This window comes from Burkholderia sp. MSMB1589WGS (genome assembly GCF_001636105.1).
In the GTDB taxonomy this organism is placed as follows: domain Bacteria; phylum Pseudomonadota; class Gammaproteobacteria; order Burkholderiales; family Burkholderiaceae; genus Burkholderia; species Burkholderia humptydooensis.
Genome location: NZ_LNJT01000007.1, coordinates 2,084,394 through 2,107,637, shown reverse-complemented (window position 1 = coordinate 2,107,637; position 23,244 = coordinate 2,084,394). Strand labels below are relative to the sequence as shown.

Annotated in this window: 24 protein-coding genes; 10 read left to right on the top strand and 14 right to left on the bottom strand. The window is 61.7% G+C overall.

Going from position 1 to position 23,244, the window contains the following annotated elements:
* Positions 1 to 9: 9 nt before the first annotated feature.
* Positions 10 to 624, top strand: a complete 615-nt coding sequence (locus tag WT16_RS33770) for a sce7726 family protein (protein WP_051430374.1) — start codon at positions 10 to 12, stop codon at positions 622 to 624.
* Here WT16_RS33770 and WT16_RS31725 read toward each other — a convergent pair.
* A complete protein-coding gene (locus tag WT16_RS31725; protein WP_158333031.1) occupies positions 591 to 1,649 on the bottom strand; it encodes a hypothetical protein in 1,059 nt (352 codons plus the stop codon). The two genes, WT16_RS33770 and WT16_RS31725, sit on opposite strands and share 34 nt — an antisense overlap.
* 852 nt (positions 1,650 to 2,501) lie before the next feature.
* On the opposite strand from WT16_RS31725, the gene WT16_RS31720 reads away from it, so the two are divergent.
* Positions 2,502 to 2,756 carry a hypothetical protein gene (locus WT16_RS31720; RefSeq protein ID WP_076848840.1) on the top strand — a complete coding sequence of 85 codons (255 nt, stop codon included), beginning with the start codon at positions 2,502 to 2,504 and terminating at the stop codon, positions 2,754 to 2,756.
* A 39-nt stretch (positions 2,757 to 2,795) separates the two neighbouring features.
* Positions 2,796 to 3,548, top strand: coding sequence for a histidine phosphatase family protein (locus WT16_RS17610; protein WP_197486482.1), 753 nt, complete (start codon positions 2,796 to 2,798; stop codon positions 3,546 to 3,548).
* A 247-nt stretch (positions 3,549 to 3,795) separates the two neighbouring features.
* Here the strand turns inward: WT16_RS17610 and WT16_RS31715 are convergent, their stop codons facing one another.
* The 7 genes from WT16_RS31715 to WT16_RS33765 form a co-directional block, all read right to left on the bottom strand.
* Positions 3,796 to 4,638 (bottom strand): relaxase/mobilization nuclease domain-containing protein, encoded by an 843-nt coding sequence (locus WT16_RS31715; RefSeq protein ID WP_156521455.1) that lies wholly within the window; start codon positions 4,636 to 4,638, stop codon positions 3,796 to 3,798.
* Between the two features lie 270 nt (positions 4,639 to 4,908).
* Positions 4,909 to 5,952 (bottom strand): type IV secretion system protein, encoded by a 1,044-nt coding sequence (locus WT16_RS17605; RefSeq protein WP_197486481.1) that lies wholly within the window; start codon positions 5,950 to 5,952, stop codon positions 4,909 to 4,911.
* Between the two features lie 11 nt (positions 5,953 to 5,963).
* Entirely contained in the window at positions 5,964 to 6,098 is a 135-nt protein-coding gene (locus WT16_RS35420; RefSeq protein WP_269447543.1) for a hypothetical protein, read from the bottom strand.
* Positions 6,095 to 6,403: a hypothetical protein gene (locus WT16_RS17600; protein WP_063533791.1), complete on the bottom strand. Its 309-nt coding sequence runs from the start codon at positions 6,401 to 6,403 to the stop codon at positions 6,095 to 6,097. Before WT16_RS17600 ends, WT16_RS35420 begins: the two co-directional genes overlap by 4 nt.
* Positions 6,404 to 6,838: 435 nt before the next feature.
* A complete protein-coding gene (locus WT16_RS31710) occupies positions 6,839 to 7,441 on the bottom strand; it encodes a plasmid mobilization relaxosome protein MobC (RefSeq protein WP_197486480.1) in 603 nt (200 codons plus the stop codon).
* A 146-nt stretch (positions 7,442 to 7,587) separates the two neighbouring features.
* The gene (locus tag WT16_RS17590) at positions 7,588 to 8,169 is read right to left on the bottom strand and encodes a helix-turn-helix domain-containing protein (protein ID WP_197486479.1); all 582 of its coding nucleotides are present in this window, start codon (positions 8,167 to 8,169) and stop codon (positions 7,588 to 7,590) included.
* A 71-nt stretch (positions 8,170 to 8,240) separates the two neighbouring features.
* A complete protein-coding gene (locus WT16_RS33765; RefSeq protein ID WP_156521454.1) occupies positions 8,241 to 8,549 on the bottom strand; it encodes a hypothetical protein in 309 nt (102 codons plus the stop codon).
* Positions 8,550 to 8,642: 93 nt separating this feature from the next.
* Between WT16_RS33765 and WT16_RS17585 the strand changes: the two genes are divergently transcribed.
* On the top strand, positions 8,643 to 9,500 hold the full coding sequence (locus tag WT16_RS17585; protein ID WP_154234883.1) for a hypothetical protein: 858 nt from the start codon (positions 8,643 to 8,645) through the stop codon (positions 9,498 to 9,500).
* Positions 9,501 to 9,864: 364 nt separating this feature from the next.
* Here WT16_RS17585 and WT16_RS17580 read toward each other — a convergent pair whose 3' ends face one another.
* From WT16_RS17580 to WT16_RS17550, 6 genes are all read right to left on the bottom strand, one after another.
* Positions 9,865 to 11,010 (bottom strand): porin, encoded by a 1,146-nt coding sequence (locus WT16_RS17580; protein WP_006024089.1) that lies wholly within the window; start codon positions 11,008 to 11,010, stop codon positions 9,865 to 9,867.
* Between the two features lie 187 nt (positions 11,011 to 11,197).
* The gene (locus WT16_RS17575) at positions 11,198 to 12,145 is read right to left on the bottom strand and encodes an AraC family transcriptional regulator (RefSeq protein WP_231892074.1); all 948 of its coding nucleotides are present in this window, start codon (positions 12,143 to 12,145) and stop codon (positions 11,198 to 11,200) included.
* The gene (locus WT16_RS17570) at positions 12,145 to 13,800 is read right to left on the bottom strand and encodes a long-chain fatty acid--CoA ligase (RefSeq protein WP_063533787.1); all 1,656 of its coding nucleotides are present in this window, start codon (positions 13,798 to 13,800) and stop codon (positions 12,145 to 12,147) included. Before WT16_RS17570 ends, WT16_RS17575 begins: the two co-directional genes overlap by 1 nt.
* A gap of 394 nt (positions 13,801 to 14,194) precedes the next feature.
* Positions 14,195 to 15,889 (bottom strand): acyl-CoA dehydrogenase family protein, encoded by a 1,695-nt coding sequence (locus WT16_RS17560; RefSeq protein WP_063533785.1) that lies wholly within the window; start codon positions 15,887 to 15,889, stop codon positions 14,195 to 14,197.
* A 13-nt stretch (positions 15,890 to 15,902) separates the two neighbouring features.
* Positions 15,903 to 16,595, bottom strand: a complete 693-nt coding sequence (locus WT16_RS17555) for a TetR/AcrR family transcriptional regulator (RefSeq protein ID WP_063533784.1) — start codon at positions 16,593 to 16,595, stop codon at positions 15,903 to 15,905.
* A 109-nt stretch (positions 16,596 to 16,704) separates the two neighbouring features.
* On the bottom strand, positions 16,705 to 17,988 hold the full coding sequence (locus tag WT16_RS17550) for an MFS transporter (RefSeq protein ID WP_015602320.1): 1,284 nt from the start codon (positions 17,986 to 17,988) through the stop codon (positions 16,705 to 16,707).
* A gap of 192 nt (positions 17,989 to 18,180) precedes the next feature.
* Here WT16_RS17550 and WT16_RS17545 point away from each other — a divergent pair, with 192 nt between their 5' ends.
* The 6 genes from WT16_RS17545 to WT16_RS33760 all read left to right on the top strand — a co-directional run bounded on the left by WT16_RS17545 (position 18,181) and on the right by WT16_RS33760 (position 23,119).
* On the top strand, positions 18,181 to 18,615 hold the full coding sequence (locus WT16_RS17545; RefSeq protein WP_006024081.1) for a GNAT family N-acetyltransferase: 435 nt from the start codon (positions 18,181 to 18,183) through the stop codon (positions 18,613 to 18,615).
* 6 nt (positions 18,616 to 18,621) lie between these two features.
* Positions 18,622 to 19,635 carry an AraC family transcriptional regulator gene (locus WT16_RS17540; RefSeq protein ID WP_006024080.1) on the top strand — a complete coding sequence of 338 codons (1,014 nt, stop codon included), beginning with the start codon at positions 18,622 to 18,624 and terminating at the stop codon, positions 19,633 to 19,635.
* Between the two features lie 184 nt (positions 19,636 to 19,819).
* Positions 19,820 to 20,674, top strand: a complete 855-nt coding sequence (locus tag WT16_RS17535) for an ABC transporter permease (protein WP_006024079.1) — start codon at positions 19,820 to 19,822, stop codon at positions 20,672 to 20,674.
* Positions 20,671 to 21,552 carry an ABC transporter permease gene (locus WT16_RS17530; protein WP_063533783.1) on the top strand — a complete coding sequence of 294 codons (882 nt, stop codon included), beginning with the start codon at positions 20,671 to 20,673 and terminating at the stop codon, positions 21,550 to 21,552. Before WT16_RS17535 ends, WT16_RS17530 begins: the two co-directional genes overlap by 4 nt.
* Complete coding sequence (locus WT16_RS17525; protein ID WP_006024077.1) at positions 21,549 to 22,574, top strand: extracellular solute-binding protein; 1,026 nt, start codon at positions 21,549 to 21,551, stop codon at positions 22,572 to 22,574. Before WT16_RS17530 ends, WT16_RS17525 begins: the two co-directional genes overlap by 4 nt.
* A 110-nt stretch (positions 22,575 to 22,684) precedes the next feature.
* Complete coding sequence (locus WT16_RS33760; RefSeq protein WP_156521453.1) at positions 22,685 to 23,119, top strand: hypothetical protein; 435 nt, start codon at positions 22,685 to 22,687, stop codon at positions 23,117 to 23,119.
* The last annotated feature ends 125 nt before the right edge of the window (positions 23,120 to 23,244 follow it).

Below are 23,244 nucleotides of genomic sequence, written 5' to 3'. Positions count from 1 at the left end.
AATACCGTCATGCCCATTGCCATCGCAACACCCTCCACTTTGTTACCGGTCACGGAAGCCGAAATCCGTGCCGCACTGCTCGCGCGACTGATGCGCAGGCGTTCGGCTCGCCAGCACGTTCAGGAAGAGTTCCGCATCGAGCGCGGTGGCGCCCGCATTGATGTTGCGGTTTTTGGCAAGGATATGGTGGGTTACGAGATCAAAAGCGACCTTGATACCTTCAGTCGCTTCTCAAATCAAATTCATGCCTACAACCGGGTGTTTGACCAGATTCACCTCGTCGTCGGGCCGACACACGTTGCCGCTGCGTTAGAAGTCGTACCGAGTTGGTGGGGTGTACTAGTTGCAAGCCGCACCACGAAGGGCAAGGTGACGTTGGAGTCCGTGCGTGCGGCTCAAATCAATCCGCGGCAGGACCCATTCAGTCTCGCCTCCCTTCTTTGGAAAGACGAGGCGATCGCAGCTATCGCGCAAAGCGATTCAATTCAATTGCCGAAATCGGCCTCGTCGCACGATCTGTGGGCACTGATCGCTTCCGCGTTGCCCCTTGAGACCATCAGATCCCTGGTCTCGACGACTCTCTGGCAACGTCAGGTCAAAGCATCGGCGGTAAGCACCATATGATGGTTGGTGGCATCGCGCCGCCAAGTCCACGGTACGCCGTTCTTGTCGCTGCCGTTAGCATCCTTGAAATACTTGCCATCACCATAGCTAAAGGGCTCACCCGAATACACCGGGTCCATCGTCAACAGCTTGCAAAGACCCCGCAACTCTCCTCGCGGTGCGCCCTTGAAACCCTTTCCTTTGAACAAGCGCCAGAATCCATCGGCCGCGTAGCGTATCGCGATCGCCGGATTGACCGCTTTTGGGTCAAGGTCTTCCGGAAGAGGTTCCGGATTCGTCACGGTATAGTCGGCGTAGCGCAACGGCGCGAACGCAGGATCTTTTTTGACATTGCTCCATATATGCCACTCGACACGAGGAATGTCAGTAAACCCCGGCTTCTTTCCCGTCAGATTCACTGGAAACGATCCACCCGCAAGCGTTACGCTTGCGCAACCCACGCTCAATGCGGCGTGCAGGTATGGCGTTACGTCTGCTACGCACGCGGCTGCCTGACGATCTACCAGTGAATACTGGTCCATCATCAGGTGAATGCGGCGTTTCTTAACGATTTTCGCCAAGGTGTCGACGCCCGATTTTACCTGGGCTGCCGCAAATTGATCGGTCCGGAACCGCAGGATGACTGCATCATATGTGGCCAGCTCTTCTGCTAGTGACAGCGTCAGACCAGGTAGTGTTTCGAGCCAGCTCGATCGAATTACCGGCACCACCTGGTGCTCAAGCTGCTTATTCAGTACGCGGCAGATCACTAGGAGCAGGTTGACCTGCTTCGCATAGCTAGACGATACGAAACCCGTGTCGATACAGACCGGAACATCGACTGGAACAGATTTCGCGATTTGCTCCGCAACCTCCTGAAGGTATGTTGGCAGTGCTTTGCGCAGTGCCGCAACCTCAGGCGCTACGCTAATAGGCTGCAACTCGAGCAGCGGCGTCACTCCTTCCCACTGTTCATCCTTAAGATATCGCAGCGCGTCACGCTCACCCCGTTTCCACTTCAGTACCGGCATGTACTTCCAGTTCATCCCCATGATTTTCCCCGAATCACATGTTGTTGATTAGAAACAGCGAAAGACGACCCTGCCCCAATCGCACCTTTGTTTTCTGACTCATTGAAATCAGTGCGAATGGCGCACGCGTGCGCCACATACCGTATATTTTCTTGATCCACTACGCAAGATGCCAAAGCCACCGACCAAGATTGAGGAGGAGGCTGCCCACCAGCAAGACAGTCAATAGCATTAAAACGTATCTACCCAAGACTCTCAGTACCAGCCCGGAAACGACCGCGGAGCCTCCAAGGAAAATAAAGCGGATCGCTTTTGGCCATCCGAGCGCACCGGTCCTGTGAAGAAGATGATAAGCAAGTACGCCGCCAACGATCACCCCGACAACCGTGAATATGTTGGCCATACGGGCGGCAGCTTCCCTGTTTGCTGCCGCGACCAGTTCAGTTTTCGAATCGTAATATTCCGTGGTGCCATCCCTGGCACGCCTACCGTATCTCGTCCCCATGATTCACGGCGCCTTGTTTTCCCACAATCATCATAACATTGCGATGTATATGCTTAGCGACGCCTTGACTTGGACCCATGTGACGTTTCCCGGCGAAAGCCTATCCTGCCTTAGAACCCAACCGATCGCTTTTCTTGCGCTGTCGCAATTTTTCGCCTCACTGCCGCACTCGATGACTTGCCCTGCAAGCCATCGCCCTAGTTGCCATCAGAGAAGACCAGCAGCGCGCCCTGCGCGTGAGATCTGACCGATAGGGCGGACGGAATCATTTGTGAAATGGGGCACCTTTCGCGTTGGGTCCCTTGTGCGTTACGCAGTAACGGAATAGGATATCGTTACTGCGTAACAATCGAGATTTGAGCATGGCAACATCATCGGCACAGCGACAAGCGAAATACCGTCAGTCTCGTGCATATGCTGGCGACAACGGCGAGCGCCGAATCAATACCTGGGTCTCAAGTGGTACGGCGCTGGCCCTCGGTCGCTTGGCAAAACGTTACGGCGTAACGCAACGTGAAATGCTGGAGCGACTGGTCTTGGCTGCTGATCAGCAGATCCTCGCTACGCTTGATCCCGATAGCAGCGAGTGGAAAGAATATTTCACCGTTACTGCGTAACAAATCGATCGCCAACCGCATAATCCGAAAGCCCGTGGCATGCAGCACGCGCCGAGCGTTGCAACGCGGAAACTGCGGTACTCTCCTGCGCTGAAGAACTACCGCCCGACCGGCACCCGCGATGACATGCCAGTTCGAATGCTTACCCCTCCGCCTGTCCTCCGCGTAGCATGCTTTCGCCACGGCGAGAGTGCCGCGAACGCTGGAGACGCCACCGACGATCCTGCGTCCATCCCATTGACCGAACGGGGGGAGCAGCAAGCTATCGCAATCGCCCGGCGCTTTACCTCTCCTCCGGGCATCGTGATCTGCTCGCCCTTCTATCGCGCACAGCAAACAGCCGCTCCGACGCTCGGTCAATTTCCCTTGACGCCGTGCGAGACATGGCCGATTCAGGAATTTACATACATCACACCGGCGAAGTGTGCGGGCACGTCGACAGCACAGCGTCGTCCATGGGTTGAAGCGTACTGGGACACGTCCGATCCGACACTCGTGGACGGACCAGGGGCTGAATCATTCGCAGCGTTCATCGAACGTGTGCAGGCCGCGTTGAGTCGCCTCACGAAACTTCACCGCTCGTCAGATCTCACGATGGTGATGTTCGGCCACGGTCAGTTTTTCCAAGCGATGCGATGGTTGATCGAGACTGGCGCGCCAATCATCGATGCCGATGCCATGCGAGCGTACCGACTAATCGATCAGCGAAGCCCTATTCACAATGGAGACGGCTTTGTCGCGACGTTCGACGGGCGGCTATGGGCGCTTGAACAGGACTCGGTGATACGCTGAACAACTAACGTCCGGCCACCAGCTCGGTGCTGGCTCGACTTTCTCATGATCGCAAGGAATGTTCACAACACGCAGCTGCTCGAGCTCGGATTTTGTGAACAGCGTGCGTGCGCTGAACAACTACCGGGCACTGACACGATGCGCTGAAGAACTACCGCAGGCCGACCGCAAATCAGCGAGCACGGCCAGTCCAAAAATTGCGACAGCGCAAGAAATTTGCGCTGTCGCAATTTTTTGAGAGGATCGGCTATCTAGCCAGATCGTCAGGTCCACGCTTGCCGTTCGGTACTGTCGGCCGCTGGATTTCAACGGACCGCCCATCGGCCTTGTCGGGACGATCCCCGGCCGTTGGTTCATATGCAAGCTGAACGGCAGGCATCTGCTTTACCAGATTCACGATTTCAACGGCCAGCGCTCGATCACCTACGTCCTCTGACTCGGCCATGGCACGCGCTATCGCACCATATGCTCGCATCACTTTTTTGTCCGTCTCGATACGCATGCGGCGCGCTTCATCGCGCATCGGGCTGCGGGGCCGTTCAGGTACCACACCGCGCTTTTCCCGCATGTTCGTTACTGGTTGAGGTATGGCCCGCTTCGCTACGCCGCGTGTCTGCCGACGGGTGGCATTTGCTTCGACGCCGTGATCGCGCAAATGCGAGGCGAACGATTCACGCCAGTCCTGCAAATCTGCCTTTCGCGGATTGAGCCTCGTACCATCATTGGACCGAGCGACTATGCACAGATGAACATGCGGGTGTGCTTCATCGGTGTGGCATGCGAACACATAGCGGAAATTCTCCCCAAATTCCTCGGCAGCAAAGGCGCGCACTGAATCGTGAACAGCGGTTCTATCGGTGCCGGGCGGCATCGAAAACACGACATTGAAAGCCTCCCGGACGCGGCTTTCCTCCGGAATGCCGAACCCACCGTACTGAAGTTCCTTCTTGAGATAAGTGATGTCGTCGCGGCCGATTAGCTGGTCGCCGTCCTGGTTTTCAAGCGACACCTCGCCATTGCGCGATATGTAGTCGAGATGAGCTCGAATCGCCCTCATTCCGCGGCCTCCACCGCTGATCTTGACGACCACTTCAGGCGCCTTCCGCGTGGTTGCAACGAGCGTCTGCCGAATCCTAGCTACGCCTGTTGGCCGGGTCCGTTTGCTGGGCGATCTCCGCCGAGGCGCGAGTGTCACTCCAGTGGCTGCTTTACGTGGTCGGACGACATGGGTGCCGTCACCGAACAACTCGTCGCCCCACGTGCGTAGTATTCCGCTTACGTAAATCTTCGGTTGAGTCACGTTCTCCAGCTCCCCGCCCCAGCGTTATCGAGTTCGCCCGCCAGATTCGCGCGAATGCGGTCAGTCCCTGCGGCCCAGCAGACGTTCATAGGTAGCTCGCTGGTATGCAGGGATTGGCGAGCTGGTACCCGCGGAAGATCTCGACGAAGGCGTCCCTCCATCGGATACGGATCCGCCGTTTCGGGGCTGAATCTTCGGAGGCAATTTGGGCTGATTGCCACCATTCCCCCCAACCCCAAGGCGGCCCAGGACGGCTCCGAATGCCATGGCCGCAGCACCTGAAACCGGAGCGCCGCCGGAGATCCCCGCCGCGACTCCCGGAAGCTGGATAATCAGGATGTTGATTCCTCCTGTCAGGGCGAGTAGGTTCATCGCATCCCCTAGTGCATTGGCTGTTGTGGAACTCGCGATCATTTGATCGAAGAAGGTCTTGTAGATCGACAGGCAAATCGCCGCCGCTGCCGCCAGGAGGAAAATCAGAAGACTGTAGTTTGCGATCTTTGATGTCCATCCCTCGGCGAATCGTCTCGTTGGCGCAAAGGCGAAACACGCAACAAACAACGGACCAACGGCAAGCATGAGAGCCAACGCGACTTTCGCAAGCAGTAGAAAACCTGCGATGACGAGTTCGGCCACCGCCGCCGATACACCTACGATCAGCGCGGAAACGAGATCGGCATATCCACCCGCCGGAAAAAGATTGGTCCCTCTTTCCCAATACATCTGCATGAGCTGGAATCCCTTGGCATCAAGCTGATCGACCGCAGAGAATACGTTGTTCGTCGACCCCGGCATTACCGTTTGCACCAGCCCAGTTGTCAATCCATTGACGAATTCGACCACGTAGGCCTGATAGGCCCCCGATCCCAACGCGACCGCGAGTATCGCCGACACCTTGAACGCTCTCTCCGTAAATTGGGGAACCGGCTCGTGGACTTCGCCGCGCATCACCGTCCATCCATACATGAGAATCCAGATCGTCACCGCCGCCGTCACGCCGGGGACGATCGCGCTCGCAATCGATGACGAAATCCCGGTCACGTATTTTGAAATTGCGTTGTCGATTGATCCGGAAACAAACTGCCAAAGCTGACCTTGATCCATCGTCACTCTCCCTATTTGTTCCAACCGAATTGGCTGGCAGGTATGGGCGCGAGGTGGTCCTGCGCTCGTTCTTTGCTGGATTCGTTGCCCTCCTTCTGACATGCGGTGAGCGCAACAATCGTGATGCAGATGAAAAGCAGTTTCATTGAACATCCTCCTCACTGGCGCGGAGTCCTGCGTTCGCGCGCCTGTAGCCGACAACGAACGTGACGAAAAGCGCCGCAATCACGTACAACCCATCGTTGTGGGCGAAGCCGAAAAGCTGGCGAGTTCCCAGCACAAGCAGCGCGATGTACGCGAGCATCGACACAAGATCTCCAACGAAATAGATAGGCGTATGGACGAAGTAGCCGAGCAACTGGCGATTTCTGACGAGGAAGCTCCAGTCGAGACAATGGATATAAAACAGGAAGCTCGAAACCAGAAAAATGAGCACCCAAAGAGAAATCATGGCCGGTCTCCCTGTTGAGCGCCCAGGGGGCGCAAGGGCCGAAGGCCCACTTTTGCAAGACGGCTGCCTTGAGCCCTCGCAGGGCGAGGCTCATCGTGTCGCTGAGGTATCTCGTGGCAATCCCACACCCCGAGGTCCAAAAGAACGTGCTCAAAATCCAAGTCAACATCCAAGTCCAGCAACGCATCAGCGCAAGCGCTGATGGATTTGAACCAAACAGGCGAGCCATCGAGAAATACGGGTGTTGAGCCGGACGCGCTCATCACGTATAAGGCGAAGCCGCGATACCGATTCGCTCGAATCAACAGCGTTGGGATAGGCGGAGCGCGGCGTCGAGCTGTGCCCTTGTATGTCGTAGGACGAACCTTCCTTGGAACCAGCGTTTTCAGGTCGGACCAGTCGTAACGAGGCTTCAATTGCATGTAGACCTCCAGGTTAGCGGGACCAGCGCTGAACATTCGATTGAACGAGCGCCCCCACGGTGGTTGTATGAGATTTGATCTCGCTCGCAAGAGACTCGATTACCTCAGGTCGAAAACGTGCGAGATCAGTCGGCGCGGCGTTCAGCGCACGGGTGATCTGATTGAGATTGCGGCCAATAGCAAGAAGTCGGCTGTTCGAAGACGCCAGTTGCTCAAGCTCCCCCTGTCCGAACTGAGGTGAGCCGGTCAGTCGGGCTCGAATGAGAGCGACAATCCAAGAATTCACGGAAAAGCCCTCGGCGGCTGCTATCGCTGCAACTGCGCGATGCTCGTCCACCGTTACGCGAACCTCTACTCGCGCCTTCACGCGGGACGCACCCGACAAGTCAATTTGTGTCGAGGCTGCGGCATGAGGCTCACGCCCGATGAGTTTTCGAATGACTTGCCTTGTTGCGTCGCTCGGCGATATCCCGTGCGAACGACAATAGGCAATCCAGTCTTGCTTGAGCGGGCCGAGCTGAACGCTAAGCACGCCATTGCTTCGATCCGTCATGATGTAATAGCCATGTTGCTGACCAGTCCTCGATATGCCAACCGTGAGCAGGGCGTATAGCAACGTCCTTTCGGACAAGCGTCGGCCCATCGGAGCTGGCGTGCGGAACAATCTCTAAGTAAACGTCTCTTCTCTTTAGGGGCTCGCTCAGGAGCCCTATTAGCGGGACATTGGTATCAGCGGCGAGCTGTATTCGCCTATCAAACGGCTCATCGGTGATCCGTGTCATCCATGCGCTGTGTATAACTTCCTGCCTCCACGACACCGGCGCGCTGAAGCAAATCTGAGAGCTTCTCCCTCAGCCCCGGGGATATCTGCGCAAGCGCATCCTGCACATTGACAACCACGCTTCCGGCACCTACCTGATTGATGTTCACTTGCAGGCGCTCGATCTGAACTATTCGAGCACTCCGAATGTCCTGCGAATCGAGGACACTATTGAGGTCCGAGACGGTATCTCGCACAGCAGCGGGCACGTAGTCCCACGACGCAACTCCGGTCGGCTTCCCCAACTGGTCACGGATCTGGATGGTTTCGCGAACGCGGTATTCGTTTGCACGACCGCGCCGGGACTTGGCGATGTAACCCAGCGATTCCAGCTCGGCTACAGCGCGCTTGACCTGAGCGATCGACAGATCCGCCTTCGCAGAAATCGTCTCGATGCCGGGGCCACCAACGCCGGTGTGCAAATTGACGTGCGCTTTGATAATTAGGTAGACCTTGAGCGACGAACCCTTCATACGGGCGAGATCCCCGCTATCGACCATCGAGCGAAAGACGTGAAACCACATCGTGTCCGCCTTCACAAGCTCACCATGGACAGGGCGTTCGGCTATTTCGCGAGTCATAAACCAATCCCCATTCAAATTGCGCCGTTGGTCGGGAGTCGGGGCCGACCGGCTCGTGGCTTCTGCACGCTCTCGTGTGCCACAACGCCGTCTTTCGTCCGCCGCGACGCCGCGTCATCGAGCCACTCGCGAATATCACAGACAAACCAGCACGCACGCCGTTTCGCAGGAAATGCCGTCGGCGGAAGTTCACCTCGATATGCCATTTGAGTGACAGCACCAACAGTCGTAGCCAACAGCGCCGCAAGCTCATCCCGGTTGATGATGGCTTGCGGTGCCATCCCTGCGAAAATCTGCCGAAACTCGTTATTAATCTTGGCCATCGGAGACCTCCAGTCACTTGTCGTTAGTACGTTGACCAGAATATGATTCGTGGTACTAGCACGACAGGGCCATTTTTTGATCGGAGGACTGTGGTGGCAAACATCGGCCCCAACAGCGGCCAGAAATTGCGTTGGCCTCTCAAGAGCTTCACGGAAATGCTCATTCGGGAAGCCCGGTGGGTAAGCGGGATGACGTATGAGCAGCTCGACGACGCGCTGTCGCCGCCGGGGTCGATCTGGTGCGGCCAGACCTATAGATATGCAAAGAAGGATCGCGCACCTCTAGCATCGGCTATTCAAAGCCTGGAGCAGCGTGTCGCTGATCTCACGAAGCGAAAGGCACGGCGCATTGCAGTCTTCGAAGGAAGCGACCGAAAATTCATTGGATACCCCGAGGAATTTCACGAGCTCGGTCGCAAAAGACTTTCTGAGCAATTCCTACGTGCCCGTTTTTTGTTTCTCGCGTATGAGGATGGTTGGCCGACGTTCTTTGACCTCGTTGACGTGAACCGGACGCGACCTGATGGAGACATCGCGCTGGCGACCTGGTGCTGGCAGTGGGGTTTATTGTGGGAAAAGGGATGGCCGGGCTTGGAACGATCAGCGTTCGGCTTCTCACCCGGTGAACCGCTGCAGTCGGTTATCCCGGCGCTAGTGCATAAGGTTGAAGCCGAAATGCCTTCGCTCGATGTCTCTCGGCAGTCACGGCTCACGTCTGCGCTCGATTGGCAACTGCACCGGACTTCACCGTTGCAAACTATCTCCGCGCTGGCACAACCGATAGAGCGGGGCTGGGTAGATGGGGACCGAACCGCGGACGACTTTCTAGCTGGGCGCTCCGCGTCCAATGTGATCGACTTGCCGGCGAGCAGGGCGGCATCCCGGAGAATCGACCAGCCCGTCTTTATGGAGGTCAGGAAGGGGGTATATCGTTGGGGCCGCTTAATCTAGCAATCTGACGTCGCGGACTGGACCACAAGGTGCCGCAGTGCCGGAATTCTGCCGGAGCAAGCTAGTTACCACCCGTCATCGCCGGAGGCGTCCCGTGACAAAATCTCTTGCAAAATCAAGTGACTACCAGTAACCTGCAAGGCGCTTGGTTTGACTCTTAATCCGTAGGTCGAGTGTTCGAGTCACTCACGCCCCACCACCGAATTCAAAGGGTTACAAGCGATCAGCTTGTAACCCTTTTCTGTTTCCAGCCAGCGGCCCCTCCTGCCCGGAACACGTCACGCGCTCTGACAGCGCTGCGGCACGGCTCGATCGGAGCCGATCGCCCCAACACCGCAATCCCGTTACCGCCATCCGGCAGCACCTAGAATTTGTGGCGCAGCGCGACGTGGACAGCCAGTTGATTCGCTGACGAAGACGGCGACAGCAGGTTCAGATTCGCCACGGCGGCATTGCCGGTCGAGTCGGTGCCGATCGCGCGCTGCCACAGGAACGCGCCGTATACATCGGTTCTCTTCGACAGGAAATAGTCGAGACCGAGGCTGACCTGGTGATACTTCGCATCGGGAGCCTTCGTGAAAACGTAGGCCGCGCCGGCCTCCAGCAGCGACGTGATGAAATACTGGTAACTCACCTCGACGTTGCGAATGTAGAGGTTGCCCGAATAAGGGCCGGCGCTCGTCGGCACGACGTCGCCGAACCGCGTCTGCGAATACATCGCGCCGATCGTCGATTTGCCGCTCGCGTATCGCGCGGCGACACCCGCAATCTGCACCGTCGACGCGGACGTGAAGCCGCTGTAGATCGGATTCTTCACGTTCGACTCGAACGCGGCGCCAGCCGTCGCAGGCGCGGATGCCCCGTAGATGTTCGTGCTCGCGTTGTGAATGCTCAGAAACGCGCCGGCGAGCGTCAGGCCAGACGCCACATATTCCGCGCCGACGCTCCAGACGCGGTTGTTCGCGAAATCGCCCGGCGTGCCGCCGAAGCTGTATAACCCGCCGAAATCGAAACCGTTGAAATTCGGGCTCTTGTAGCGCACGGAATTGTTGACCCGAAACGTGTTGTTGAAGTTGTCGACGTCTCCCGCGTGTGCGCCCAGATAACCCGCGAATGTGTCGCCCGCTTCCATGTAGCCCAGGTATTCGACGATCGACTCGTATTGCCGCCCGACGGTGATCGTGCCGTACGGCGACGAAAGCCCGACATACGCCTGCCGTCCGAACCCGAGACCGCCCTGCCCGAGCCTGCCCGTGAAGCCGTCGAATCCGTTCTCGATCGTGAAGATCGCCTTCATCCCGCCGCCGAGATCCTCGACGCCGCGCAATCCGAAGCGGCTGCCCTGAAGCTCTCCGCTCGACGCCTGATAGCTCGCTTTTCCATTCTGATTGTTCGAATAGGTGAAGCCGCTATCGAGCAGGCCGTACAGCGTCACGGTGCTCTGCGCCCAGGCCGGCGAGCACAAAAGAAATGTCGTTGCGGTCGCGCCGCCTATCAGTCGTGCTCGCATTTTTCGTTGATCTCCTTACCCCGTTTCGCGTGCGTTATCGAAGGTCGGCCCATAGTGCGAACGTCAAAAACGGGCGGCTTGTACGATAGTGCTGAGATGCCGTACGCATGGACGCCGGCCCCGACGACACCCGCGCTCGCGCACGTCATCGCCTGAAGCGGCCGCGACGCATCGCGATTCGGCTCGATCAGTTGACGCTATCGCGATACAGGCTTCGGAACGTACCCGGCGTGACGCCGTACATCCGCTTGAAATTCCGCGTGAAGTGGCTTTGATCGAAAAAACCCGCGCTCAATGCGGCGTCGGCAACCGACGTGCCGGTCCGAAGCAGGTACTTCGCCTTGTGAAGCTTGCACTGGAGATGGAAGCGGTGAAGCGGAATGCCGAACGTCTTCTTGAACGAGCGCATCAGATGGAAACGGCTCAGGTTGGTGAGGCGCGCCAGTTCCTCGATACTGACATCGCCGTCGGCATATTCGATGAGGTAATCCTTCGCGCGATGGACGGCCTGCGCGTTGCCGCCGATCTGCTCGCCGGCCGCCACGGCCATCGAGCAGCGCGCGTGCAGCGCCGACATGGCTTCGAGCCAGAACGCCTCTTTCATCAGCGCGGGCGCATCGATCTCGGCGCAGCGATGCGCCCTGAGCAGCAGCGCGGCAAGCCCGGGCTCGTCATGCAGGCCGGAGCGGATATTCTCATAACGCACGCGCTCGTCGCCATCGAGCGGATCGAGATAGATCGCCCTGTATTTCCAGCAGGAATCGCGCGGCACTGTGCCCGAGTGGCACTCGCCCGCGTGAGTCACCCACAGCGTCAAAGGCTTCACGGTCTCCACGCCGCGCGACGATTTGCAATGCGCGGCGCCGCTTTCGGTGACGGCGATCACGAGCTCGTCATGCACGTGCGGCTCGAAAACGTGCGCGCCGTACGCCGCGCGAACCAGCCGCCCCGCCGGCAGCGACGCGTCACGCCACGTCGAAACCGGCATCGACGAACGTTTTTCGACGCACACGACGTCTCGGCTCTCTTCGCGACGCTCCCGTTCCATTCCAATCCCCCGATGTGCGTTCCCCAATGCCCGGCAGCCGCAGAGGCGGCGGGGCGCGACGGCAACTGCGCGCCGCAGCGCCGACATCACGTCTCGTCCCCGCTGCCCTGACGTGCGCCGGCCGTCAGATGGTCGCGGAAGCGGTCGCGCAGCTCGGTCTTTCTGATTTTTCCGGTCGGCGTCAACGGCATCTCGTCGAGGAACACGACATCGTCGGGCAGCCACCATTTCGCGACCCGGCTCGACAGGAACGTCAGCAGTTCGTCCTTCGTCACCGGCTCGTCCGCCTTGCGCACGATGCAAAGAACCGGCCGTTCTTCCCATTTCGGGTGGCTCGCGCCGACGACGGCCGCGAGCTTCACGGCCGGGTGCCCATAGCAGAGATTTTCGAGATCGACCGAGCTGATCCACTCTCCGCCCGACTTGATCACGTCCTTCGCGCGATCCGTGATGCGCAGGTAGCCGAGCGGATCGATCGTTCCGACGTCACCCGTCGGAAACCAGCCGTCCCCGTCCAGCACGCCACCGGATGCCTGCTTGAAATAGCCGGACGCCGCCCATGCGCTTCTGACCCAGATCGCGCCCACGGACCGGCCGTCATGAGCGAGCCTGCGCCCGTCCTCGCCGACGAGCTTGAGCTCCATCCCGAACTGCGCGCGGCCCTGGCACGCCATGATTCTCGTTTGCGCGTCGTCGTCCAGTTGGCTCGCCGCATGAGACAGCGTCGAGAACGTGCCGAGCGGACTGAGCTCGGTCATCCCCCATACCTGATGAACCTGGCAGCCGTAGACTTCCTTCAGTGTCCTGATCATCGTCGGCGGCACCGCCGAGCCGCCGACGACTGCGCGCTTCAGGCTGTCGATGCGGCTCCCCGTGCGGCGCAGATGCTCGAGCAGCATCGTGACGACCGTCGGCACCGCGACGGTGAACGTCACCTGCTCCCGCTCGACGAGGCGCTGGACGGATTCGCCGTCGAGCCTGCGCCCAGGCAGCACGAGCTTCGCGCCCGTCATCGCCGCGAGGTACGGCATCGCCCAGGCGTTCGCATGGAACATCGGCGCGATGGGCATCACGACGTCGGACGACACGATGCCGAACGCGCTCTGCTGCGCCGCGGCCAGCGCGTGCACGACCGTCGAGCGGTGCGAATACAGCACGCCCTTCGGCTCCCCCGTGGTTCCCGACGTGTAGCACAGCGACGAAGCCTTGCGTTCGTCGAACGACGGCCACGCGAACGTCGTCGCGAACGCGCCGATAAAGGTCTCGTAATCGGTCACGTCGACCGGAAGTCGCACCGCGCCGGCGCTGCCCGCATCGCCGAGCACGACGATCTTCTCGACGCACGGCAGTTGCCCGGCGATGCGCTCGACCGTCGGCAGGAATTCGGGATCGACGAACAGCAGGCGATCTTCGGCGTGATTGATGACGTAGACCAGATGGGCGTCGAACAGCCGCGGGTTGACGGTATGAAGCACCGCGCCGATGCCGGAAACGCCGTAATACATCTCGAAATGGCGATAGCCGTTCATCGCGATCGATGCGACGCGATCGCCGTCCGCCACGCCGTGCGCGTCGAGCGCGTGCGCGAGCTGCGCCGCCCGCGCGGCCGCGTCGGCATAGGTGTAGCGATGAATCGCGCCGGCGGCGTCCTGACTGACGATCTCGCGCGCGCCGTGATAGACCCGCGCGTATTCGAGGAGATCGCTGATCAGAAGCTGCTTATCCTGCATCAGGCCGAACATGCTTCCTCCGGAGGTGAACGTGCGGCGCGCGCATGCGAACCCGGCGGCGACGTCCGCCCCGCGCCGCCGCGTTCCGTGCCGCCGGTTCGACGGGCAGCATCGCGCCTTCGCTCGCCCCGGCACGAGGGCATCATCGCCGTTGCGCAGCGCGCACGGTGTCTATCGATCGAATCGGATGTTGAGCCGCCGTCGGCGCTTGCTGCGCGCGCAGCAAGCGGCGGGCGTCTTCGCGAACGCGCCGGCCTCTTTCGGCGCGACCGCGGATTCGGCGCGCGCATGCGCGAAGCCGAATCCGCCGGGAATGATGGCGGCGAGCCGGACTCGCTTCCGCACACCGCACGCCGCACGCCGCACGCCGCAAGCCGCACGCGATCGCATCGCGCGCGCGCCGTTCCTAATGCGGGACGACCGCCGCGCGACGCACGATGTGCCGAAGCGCCGGCGCCGGCTTGAGCGCGCCGAACACGTAGCCCATGCCGTCATGCAACCTCGAGGCGCAGAATGCATCCGCCACTTCCGCGGTCGAATGGCGCAGCAGTTCGGCGCCTTGCAAGGCGAGCGCCATCAGCGATGCGATGCGGCGCGCGTTTCCTTCGATTTCGGCGCCTTCGTCGAGCGTCGCCTTCAGTACGCCGAGATGCGCGTCGAAAAAGCGGTTGGCGCCGGCAAGACCGGCGAAGTCGTCGAGCAACGCATCGAGCGTCTGCGGCTCGCGCTTCATCGCCCGCATGACGTCCATGCACATCATGTTCGACGTGCCTTCCCAGATCGCGTTGAGCGGCGCCTCGCGATACAGGCGGGCCATCGGATTTTCCTCGATGAAGCCGTTCCCGCCATGCACTTCGAGCGCCTCGACGACGAAGCTCGCCGCGCGCCGGCAATTCCAGAACTTCGCGACCGGCGTCGCGATCCGGGCCAACGCCTTCTCCGCCGCGTTCCCGGCCTCCCACCCGTCCGTCGCGCGGCTCACGCGCAGCGCCATCAGCATCGACGCCTCGGCGTCGATCGCGAGATCGGCGAGCACCGCCTCCTGTATCGGCTGCTCCGCGAGCGGCTTGCCGAACGCGGTCCGCGTCTGCGCGTGATTCAGCGCGAGCGTGAGCGCATGACGCATCAGCCCGGCCGAGCCCACGGCGAAATCCAGACGCGTCAGATGCGCATGCGAGAGGATCTCCCGGATGCCGCGCCCCTCTTCGCCGACGAGGATCGCCCATGCGTTTCGATATTCGATCTCGCTCGACGCATTCGACTTGTTGCCCGCCTTGTCCTTCAGACGCTGGATGAAAATCCGGTTCGTCGTTCCATCCGGGAGAATCCGCGGCATGAAGAAGCACGACACCCCGGCCTGCGTGCGCGCGAGCGTATAGATCCCGTCGGCGACGGGCACCGAGCAGAACCACTTGTGCCCGGTGACGAGGTAGATCGCGCCATGCTCGCCGTTCTCGTGCGGGACAGCGAACGTCTGCGTTTCCCTCAGATCCGATCCGCCCTGCTTTTCGGTCATCGCGTATGCGATCACGGCGTGAGTCTTCTGCTCGATCGGCAGGCGGCGCGGATCGTATTGCGTCTGCAGCGTCTTCTCCTTCCACGCGGCCAGCTCGGGATAACGCCTGAACCCCGCGACCGACGCGTACGCCATGCCGGTGGGACAGCCGACGCCGTTCTCGATCTGATTCCACAGGTAGCTCTGAACCGCGCGCGCGAAATGCCCGTTCGGCTCCGTGGCGGTCCATGCGAGCGAATGCACCTGATTGCCGAATGCCCAGGACATCAACTGATGCCACGCCGGATGAAATTCCACCCAGTCGAGCCGGTTGCCGTAGCGGTCGAAATTCTTTAGGACGGGCGTGTACAGGTTCGCGAGGCGGGCCGCGTCCTGAGCCTGCGCGGTTCCCGCCAGCGCGCCGAGCCGGCTCGCGTGACCCGCCGCCCACGGCGCGAAGCGTTCGGTGATCGACGATAGCGCGACATCGTCGTCAAACGCGTTGTATCCGACCGGGTCGGCCGCCTGATTGAATACGGCGTGCGTGGCGCCGTCGCATCCGGACTGCGGGTTGTCTTCGCTCCACTCCGGCAACGGATTGTTCATGTCTGTCTCCCGGTCAGTCGGATTCAGGCTTCCCGACGATCCGCAGCGGCGCGCCGCTCCCGCGCGGCGGCATCCGCGCCCCGACCGCCCTCACGCAGCATTCGACGATATGGCCGAGGAATTCTGCCTGGTCCGTCTTGTGCTCCTCGTCCGGCGCGAGCGGGCCGACCAGCGCCTCCATGAACGCGCCGACCACGCAGGCGGCCGACGTGCGCGCATCCTGCTCGGGGAATTCGCCGCTCCGGATGCCTTCCTTGATGATCCGCTGAACGGCTTCGCTCAGCGCTTTCCGGTACGCGAGCCGCTGCACGTCGATCTCCGGCTCGCAAGGCTCGGCGATCAGCGCGAACGCGAGGCGCCGCCCGCGCAGCGCGCGCTTCGAGAACGCGTACACCGCGTCGGCCAGCCGGTCGCGAACGAGACCGCCCGCCGCAGCGATCTGGCGCACCACGTCCACCTCACGTTGCGACACGATGGCGAGCACTTGCGCGAACAGATCCGCCTTCGACGGGAAATACCGGTACACGGATCCCGTTGCAAGCCCGGCCGCGTGCGCAACCGACGACATCTGCGCAGCCTGCCATCCGCCTTCCGCGACCAGACGGCGTGCGGCATCGAGGATCTGCGCGCGGTTGTCGGCGAGGCGCGCTTCAAGACGGGGAGATCGCTTCTTCGGGTTCACGCGAGAAAATGAATGATGATTCATTTGCGAATTCTAGTTCACCATTAGTTCCTGTCAATGATTCAATCGCAGCCTTGAAGCCCGTGTCGCGGCCGCTCTGCGCCGGCTTCCCGGCGCGCCCCGCCGGGCGGCGTCATCGCAGCGCGCCCGGCGCGCCGACCGTCAACGAAACCCTTCCCGCCGCCATCGTCGCGACGCCCACCACCGCCATCCCGACGCAGAACATCGCGTAGAACGTCGGCGCCAGCGCGGAGCCGGTCGCATCGATCAGCCACGTCACGATCATCTGCGAGAACCCGCCGAACAACATGACGGCCAGGTTATAGGCGAGCGAAAGCCCGGTCGAGCGCACCTCGGCCGGAAACTGCTCGGAGACGAGCGCGCCGAAGGGCCCGTAGAATCCCGCGAGGCTCACGCTGAGCAGACACTGGACGAGCAGTATCTTCGCGACGCTCGGACTCGCGTTCAGCCACGCGAACAGCGGATACAGCAACGCGAGCGTCACGACGAGCGAAACGAGCGACAGCGATTTTCGGCCGATGCTGTCGGAGATTCGGCCGGCCACCGGACAAAGCAGCACGAGCAGCGTATTGCCGGCGACGAGCGCGTAGAAGCTCGCTTCGATCGGCAGCTTCAGTTGCTTGACCGCGTAGGTCGGCAGATAGCTGACCAGCACGTAGACGCTCGACGTCAGCGCGACCACCGCCGCGAGGCTCGAAAGCACGCCGCCGATGTGGTCGCGCACGACGCTCTGCAGGACTTGCGTCGGCCGTTCGTCCGCCGCCGGCGCGCTCTCCGGCTCGACGAGGTTTCGCCGGATATAGAAGCCGACCGGCCCGATGACGAGCCCGATGACGAACGGAATCCGCCATCCCCACGCCATGAGTTCGTCGTGGCTCAGGCCCTTCGTCACCAGCGCGCCCACGATCGCGCCGAGCAGCAGCGCGGCCGCCTGGCTGGCCATCTGAAAGCTGCCGAAGAATCCGCTCCGGCCGGGCGGCGCCGATTCGATCAGAAGCGCCGTCGCCGTGCCGAATTCCCCGCCGGCGGAAAAGCCCTGGATCAGGCGAGCGATGACGATCAGCACCGGAGCGGCCACCCCGATACTCGCATGCGTGGGCGCCAGCGAAATGATCAGGAGGCCCAAGGTCATCAAGGCGATGACGAGCGACAGCGCGCGCTTACGGCCGAACCGGTCCGCGTACGAGCCGAGCACCAGCCCGCCGATCGGCCGCATCAGAAAGGCGACGCCGAACGTGCCGGTCGTGAGCAGGATGGACGTATAGCTGTGCCCGGTCGGAAAGAACAGATCGGCAAGCACGACCGTCATGTAGCTGAAGACGACGAAGTCGTACCATTCCAGCGCATTGCCGATCACCGCCGCGACGATGCCTCTCATATGGGGGGCGTGCTTCATTTCGGTCCTCCGTCGATTCACCGAGCCATCGTAGGAAGGACAAAATGGACGCGCTTGCACAAAAATGCTGTCGCGGCCGGCCGGCGTCTCTCCGGCCCCGCCAGAATGAACCGTCTAAAAGGGATTCTCAATGATCAGACGATACGCGAAAATAGAGCGCCCCCGTCCGAATGCGCAAGGAGAATCGCCTCGATGGAGTTCCGCCCGATAAAGGAAAGTGATCTCGGCAGCACGTACGACATCCGCTTTTCCGTCACCGAGAATCGCATCCTCCCGCATCAGATCCATCTCCTCGATCGCGACCGCGTGCTCGAGCAATTGCGCAACGGCTTCAGCGTCATCGCGATCGAAGGCGGCACCGCGGTCGGTTACTGCATGGCCACGGGCGGCCCGCAAGCGTTCATCAGCGCGCTGTTCGTCCGTCCCGCGTGGCACGGAACGGGCGTCGGACGCGAGATGCTCGAGCGGGCGCTCGCCTGGCTGCGTCAGCAAGGCAGCGAAAGCGTCTCGCTCGTCACCGATCCCGGCTCGCGCGCGGACGGCTTCTACCAGCATCTCGGCTGGATTCGCGGCGAGCTCGACAGCTACGGCTGCCAGGTCACGTTCCGAAAATCACTCGCGACATGAGGCGATATGACGTCAAGCGACAAATCCCGCTCGCTCGCCGCACGGCGCCCCGCGTCGCTGCATGCCGTCGCGGTCGCGGTCGACATGTTGCAGCGGCGCGGCTTGAGCACGGAACTGATCCTCAGCGGCTCGGGCATCACGCCTGCCGAGTTGCGCCAGCCGAACAAGATCATCTCGCATGCGCAGGAGATGGTGATCTATCACAACGCATGGCGGATGACGGGCGATTCGGCGATCGGCCTCGCGATGGCCGACGCGGTGCCGCTGACCGCGTACATGCCGCTCGGGCTCGCGATGATGGTCAGCCCGACGCTCGGCGCCGCGATCGAGCTCGCGAACAGTTGCCCGCTGCTCGCGTTGTGCTACTTCGCCACGCGCCTCGAAACGAAAGGCTCGCGGGCGGTCATCACGTTCTCCGATTATTCGTATCGGCCCGATCTCTACGTGCTCAACACCGACATGTGTCTCGCGGGCCTGCGCAGGCAGATGTTCGACCTGCTCGGCGGCCCGCCGACATTCCGTCAGGTGACGCTCGCTTTCGACACGCCAAAACATGCATATGCATATGAATCGCTGTTCCAGTGTCCGGTCAGGTTCTCGGCGCCCGCGCATTCGTTCACGCTCGACGCGGACTGCATGAACACGCCGCTGCCGATGGCGCATCAGCTCGAGCACATGATCGCGAAGGACGCGTGCGTGCGGCGCGAGCAGGAGCTCGAGCAATGGGCTGCGTCGGACGTCGTCGGCAAGACGCTCCACTACCTGTACGACCATCCGTTCACGGGCACCGTCCCCGCGCTCGCCGGCGCGCTCGGCATGTCCACCCGCACGCTGCAGCGCAAGCTCAAGCAGTCCGGCACGTCGCTTCAGCGGCTGCTCGAACAGGTGAGGCGCGATCTGCTGATTCAGGATCTCGCGATGGGCCCGCGATCGAGAAAAGACATCGCACGGCACATCGGCTACAAGGACCCGACCTCCGTGAGCCGCGCGCGGCGCCGATGGGCGAAAGAAGATTCGTGAACGCGCGCGAACCTGCGCGATGGCGCGTTTTGGCACGCAATTGGCGCGTTCTGCCACGCCTTCGCGCACACGGACGACGCGCCGTTTGTTAACCTACATTCATCCGAATAATGGATCTTGGACACGGGAAATTCCAGTGGCAAAAGACAATCCGGAGGGCCGATTAACCGCGCGCGACTGGCAATTGCTGAGCCCGGTCGTCGCATTGCTCGCCGTCGGCACGTTGCTGCCGATCGCCGTCGTCACGTCGGTTTCGCTGATGCGCCCGCTCGGCTACGGCGGCGTCGACTGGGGCAGCTTCTCGCTCGACGCCTATCTGAATCTGATCGTCGATCGCGATTTCGACGGCAATCTGATTTTTCAGAGCGATCATGTCCGCATCTTCGCGCGCTCGCTCGCGCTGGCGGCCGCGACCACGGCCGGCTGCGTCGCGCTCGGCTTTCCCACTGCGCTTTTCATCGCGACGCAGCCGCCGCGTCGCAAGAGCGCGTTGCTGATTCTCGTGACGATACCGTTCTGGACGAGCCTCGTCATACGCTCGTATGCATGGATCATCCTGATCGCCGACCACGGTCTCGCGAATCGCGCGCTGAACGGTCTCGGCATGCTCGACGGCCCGCTCGGGCTGCTCTACACGACGCCCGCCACGCTGGTCGGCCTGCTGTACACGTTCTTTCCGTTCATGGTGCTGCCCGTGTATGCGAGTCTCGACGATTTCGACTGGCGCATCGTCGAAGCCGCATATGATCTCGGCGCAACGCGGTGGCGTGCGCTGCGCCAGGTGGTGATCCCGAACTGCATGCCGGGCATCGCCGCGGGCATCGGCCTCGTGTTCGTGCCCGCGCTCGGCTCGTATGTGATCCCGAATCTGCTCGGCGGCAGCCATTCGATGATGATCGGCAACCTGATCGAAATGAAGTTCACGCAAGGCCGCAACTGGCCGCTCGGCGCGTCGTTGTCGCTCGCGCTGCTCGGGCTCGTGCTCGCGGCGATGCTGGCCCGCCGCCTGACGTCCGCGAAGCGGGGAGCGCTCGCATGAACGGCGCGCAATCGGCCCGCCATCGCTTCCCGTTCGCGGCCTACGTCGCGATCGGCGCGTTCGCGTTCCTGTATGCGCCGATGGTCGCGCTCGTCGCGCTGAGCTTCAACCAGGGCGACTCGTCGCTCGTCTGGAGCGGCTGGGGGCTGCACGGCTATGCCGACGCGTGGCAGGACCCGACGCTGATGCGCGCCGCACGCAACTCGCTCGCGCTCGCCGGCTCGTCCACCGCCATCGCGACGGCGCTCGCGACGCTCGCCGCCGTCGTCATGTGGGCGCGCGAAGGGCGGGGCAAGTACGTGATCGAGAACCTGATCGGCGTGCCGCTGATCGTGCCGGAAATCGTCACGGCGATCGCGACGCTGCTGCTGTTCTCGGCGCTGTCGATCGACCTCAGCTTCTACACGGTGCTGCTCGCGCACGTCGCGTTCTGCCTGCCGTTCGCCTATCTGCCGATCCGCGCGCGTCTGCGGCGCGTCGATCCGCTGCTGCTCGACGCCGCCGCCGATCTGTCGGCAACGCCGTGGGCCGCGTTCCGGCAGGTCACGCTGCCGCTGGCGCTGCCCGGCATCGCGGCGGGCGCGATGCTCGCGTTCCTCACGTCGATGGACGACTTCGTGATCACGTACTTCGTCGCCGGGCCCGGCGTGACGACGCTGCCGATGTACATCTTCGGCGCGCTCAAGTTCGGGCTCACGCCGAAGATCAACGCGATATCGACGATCATGCTCGCGCTCTCCGCGATCGTGGCGATCGTCGGCAGCGCATCGGCGAGCGGCGACGCAACCGAGGACGCGCGCGACGAATCGCCGGCCGGCGATGCCGTCGTGCGCGCGCACCCGCTCTTTTCCCATACCAACAAAATCGAGGCGCTATGAAAGCATGGTTGACGTTACTGCTCACGATGACATTCGGATTCGCCCAGGCCGCCGAGCTGCATCTCGCGAACTGGCCGGACTGGATGCCGCCGGAGCTGATGAAGAAATTCGAGAAGGAAACCGGCATCAAGACGACGCTCGACATCTACGACAGCGACGCGACGCTGCTGTCGAAGCTGCAGGCGGGAGGCGGCGGCTACGACGTCGTCGTCGCGGGCGACTACTACGTTCAGGTCTTCGCGAAGAACGGCCTCGTGCGCAAGCTCGACAAGAGCCGGCTGCAGAACATGGCGAACGTCATGCCGGAATACCGGCATCCGCTCTTCGATCCGAACCGCGACTACACGGTGCCGTATCTGATCTTCATGACGGGCTTCGCGTACGACAGCGCGCGCGTGCCGGGCGGCAAGCTCGACGATAGCTGGAAATCGCTGTTCGATCCGCCGGCGTCGCTGCGCGGCGAAATCGCGGATCTGGATTCGGTCGAGGAGCTCTACATGGCTGCGAGCTGGTATCTGAAGCAGGACGAGTGCACCGAGAATCCCGAAGACGCGAAGCGCGTGCTCGCCGTGCTGCGCAAGCAGAAGCCGTACGTGAAGACGTACAGCAACGAAGGCACGATCGACCGGATGATCTCGCGGCAGGTCGTCGTGCAGCACGGCTGGAGCGGCGCGACGGTCCGCGTGCAGCGCAAGCTGTCGACCGCGGCCTTCGCGTTCCCGCGCGAAGGCGTGCGGATGGCGCAGGACAATTTTCTGATTCCCGCGAAGGCGAAGAACGTGAGCGAGGCGCACACGTTCCTCAACTGGATGATGAAGCCCGAGAACATGGCCGCTGCGTCCAACGCGTATCTGTATCCGAACGAGATTGCGGGTTCCGAGCGCTACATGAGCGCGGACCTGCTGAAGAATCCCGCGGTGATGCTCCCGGCCGCCTACAAGGAGCGGCTGCGCCCGTTCAAGCTGTGCTCGCCGGCGGCGCTCGCGCTGCGCGACAAGGTATGGACGATGTTCAAGCAATGACGCCGCCGCGATGATGGCGGCATCGGCGCGACGCATCGATTGAAATCGACTGGAATCGATTGACGCAACCGCCTTACGGCGAAGCGCGAGGAAGGTAATGGACTGACGAAGTGACGATGCTCGAAGCGGTCGATGCGGGTGCTGGTAACACCGGCATCGACCTGACCACGGTAGTTATTGCGAGTGCCCACACATGGCTGGCTTCATTGTACAGCATCGCTTTTGCAGCGAAGCTGCGTTCGGCGTTGCCGTTCCGTTGCGCCTGCGTCGGCGCCGAGCATTGCGGTTTCCGTTCGGTTCGGTGCGATCGCAACCGTCGTTTCGAGCCGGATCGCACGCTCATCGGGCCGCATTCCGTCGCCCATGTTCCACCTGCTCCACTTTCCTCACTGCCTCGGAAGCAGGTGGCTTCGCTGCGCCAGTTCGGGCCTGCGCCCGACGGAACGCGCAGCGCTTTTTATTCCCGACCAAGCGAACACGGCAAGCCGCCCGTTGCGAACCGCACCGCAGGCACGCCGACCGTTTTCACTAGTGCCCCACGCTAGTGGCCCGTCTGCCAGCAATCGGTGGCCCTCGAGTGCAGACGGATTCGCCGCGCAGACATGCGCGGTTTTTTTTGCGCGGTTGCAAGCGGCGAGGCGCTCGTGATCGCGCTCCCGCCGCACGCTCA

Bases quoted from the DNA above. Each gene is read 5' to 3' on its own strand.
- WT16_RS17610 (WP_197486482.1), top strand. From the start codon at position 2,796: ATGCAGCACGCGCCGAGCGTTGCAACGCGGAAACTGCGGTACTCTCCT.
- WT16_RS17560 (WP_063533785.1), bottom strand. From the start codon at position 15,889: ATGAACAATCCGTTGCCGGAGTGGAGCGAAGACAACCCGCAGTCCGGA.
- WT16_RS33770 (WP_051430374.1), top strand. From the start codon at position 10: ATGCCCATTGCCATCGCAACACCCTCCACTTTGTTACCGGTCACGGAA.
- WT16_RS33765 (WP_156521454.1), bottom strand. From the start codon at position 8,549: ATGGCCAAGATTAATAACGAGTTTCGGCAGATTTTCGCAGGGATGGCA.
- WT16_RS17540 (WP_006024080.1), top strand. From the start codon at position 18,622: ATGACGTCAAGCGACAAATCCCGCTCGCTCGCCGCACGGCGCCCCGCG.
- WT16_RS17600 (WP_063533791.1), bottom strand. From the start codon at position 6,403: ATGATTTCTCTTTGGGTGCTCATTTTTCTGGTTTCGAGCTTCCTGTTT.
- WT16_RS17525 (WP_006024077.1), top strand. From the start codon at position 21,549: ATGAAAGCATGGTTGACGTTACTGCTCACGATGACATTCGGATTCGCC.
- WT16_RS17605 (WP_197486481.1), bottom strand. From the start codon at position 5,952: ATGGATCAAGGTCAGCTTTGGCAGTTTGTTTCCGGATCAATCGACAAC.
- WT16_RS17580 (WP_006024089.1), bottom strand. From the start codon at position 11,010: ATGCGAGCACGACTGATAGGCGGCGCGACCGCAACGACATTTCTTTTG.
- WT16_RS17530 (WP_063533783.1), top strand. From the start codon at position 20,671: ATGAACGGCGCGCAATCGGCCCGCCATCGCTTCCCGTTCGCGGCCTAC.
- WT16_RS31725 (WP_158333031.1), bottom strand. From the start codon at position 1,649: ATGAACTGGAAGTACATGCCGGTACTGAAGTGGAAACGGGGTGAGCGT.
- WT16_RS31720 (WP_076848840.1), top strand. From the start codon at position 2,502: ATGGCAACATCATCGGCACAGCGACAAGCGAAATACCGTCAGTCTCGT.
- WT16_RS17545 (WP_006024081.1), top strand. From the start codon at position 18,181: ATGGAGTTCCGCCCGATAAAGGAAAGTGATCTCGGCAGCACGTACGAC.
- WT16_RS17590 (WP_197486479.1), bottom strand. From the start codon at position 8,169: ATGTGGTTTCACGTCTTTCGCTCGATGGTCGATAGCGGGGATCTCGCC.
- WT16_RS35420 (WP_269447543.1), bottom strand. From the start codon at position 6,098: ATGAAACTGCTTTTCATCTGCATCACGATTGTTGCGCTCACCGCATGT.
- WT16_RS17550 (WP_015602320.1), bottom strand. From the start codon at position 17,988: ATGAAGCACGCCCCCCATATGAGAGGCATCGTCGCGGCGGTGATCGGC.
- WT16_RS17575 (WP_231892074.1), bottom strand. From the start codon at position 12,145: ATGTCGGCGCTGCGGCGCGCAGTTGCCGTCGCGCCCCGCCGCCTCTGC.
- WT16_RS17570 (WP_063533787.1), bottom strand. From the start codon at position 13,800: ATGTTCGGCCTGATGCAGGATAAGCAGCTTCTGATCAGCGATCTCCTC.
- WT16_RS17555 (WP_063533784.1), bottom strand. From the start codon at position 16,595: ATGAATCATCATTCATTTTCTCGCGTGAACCCGAAGAAGCGATCTCCC.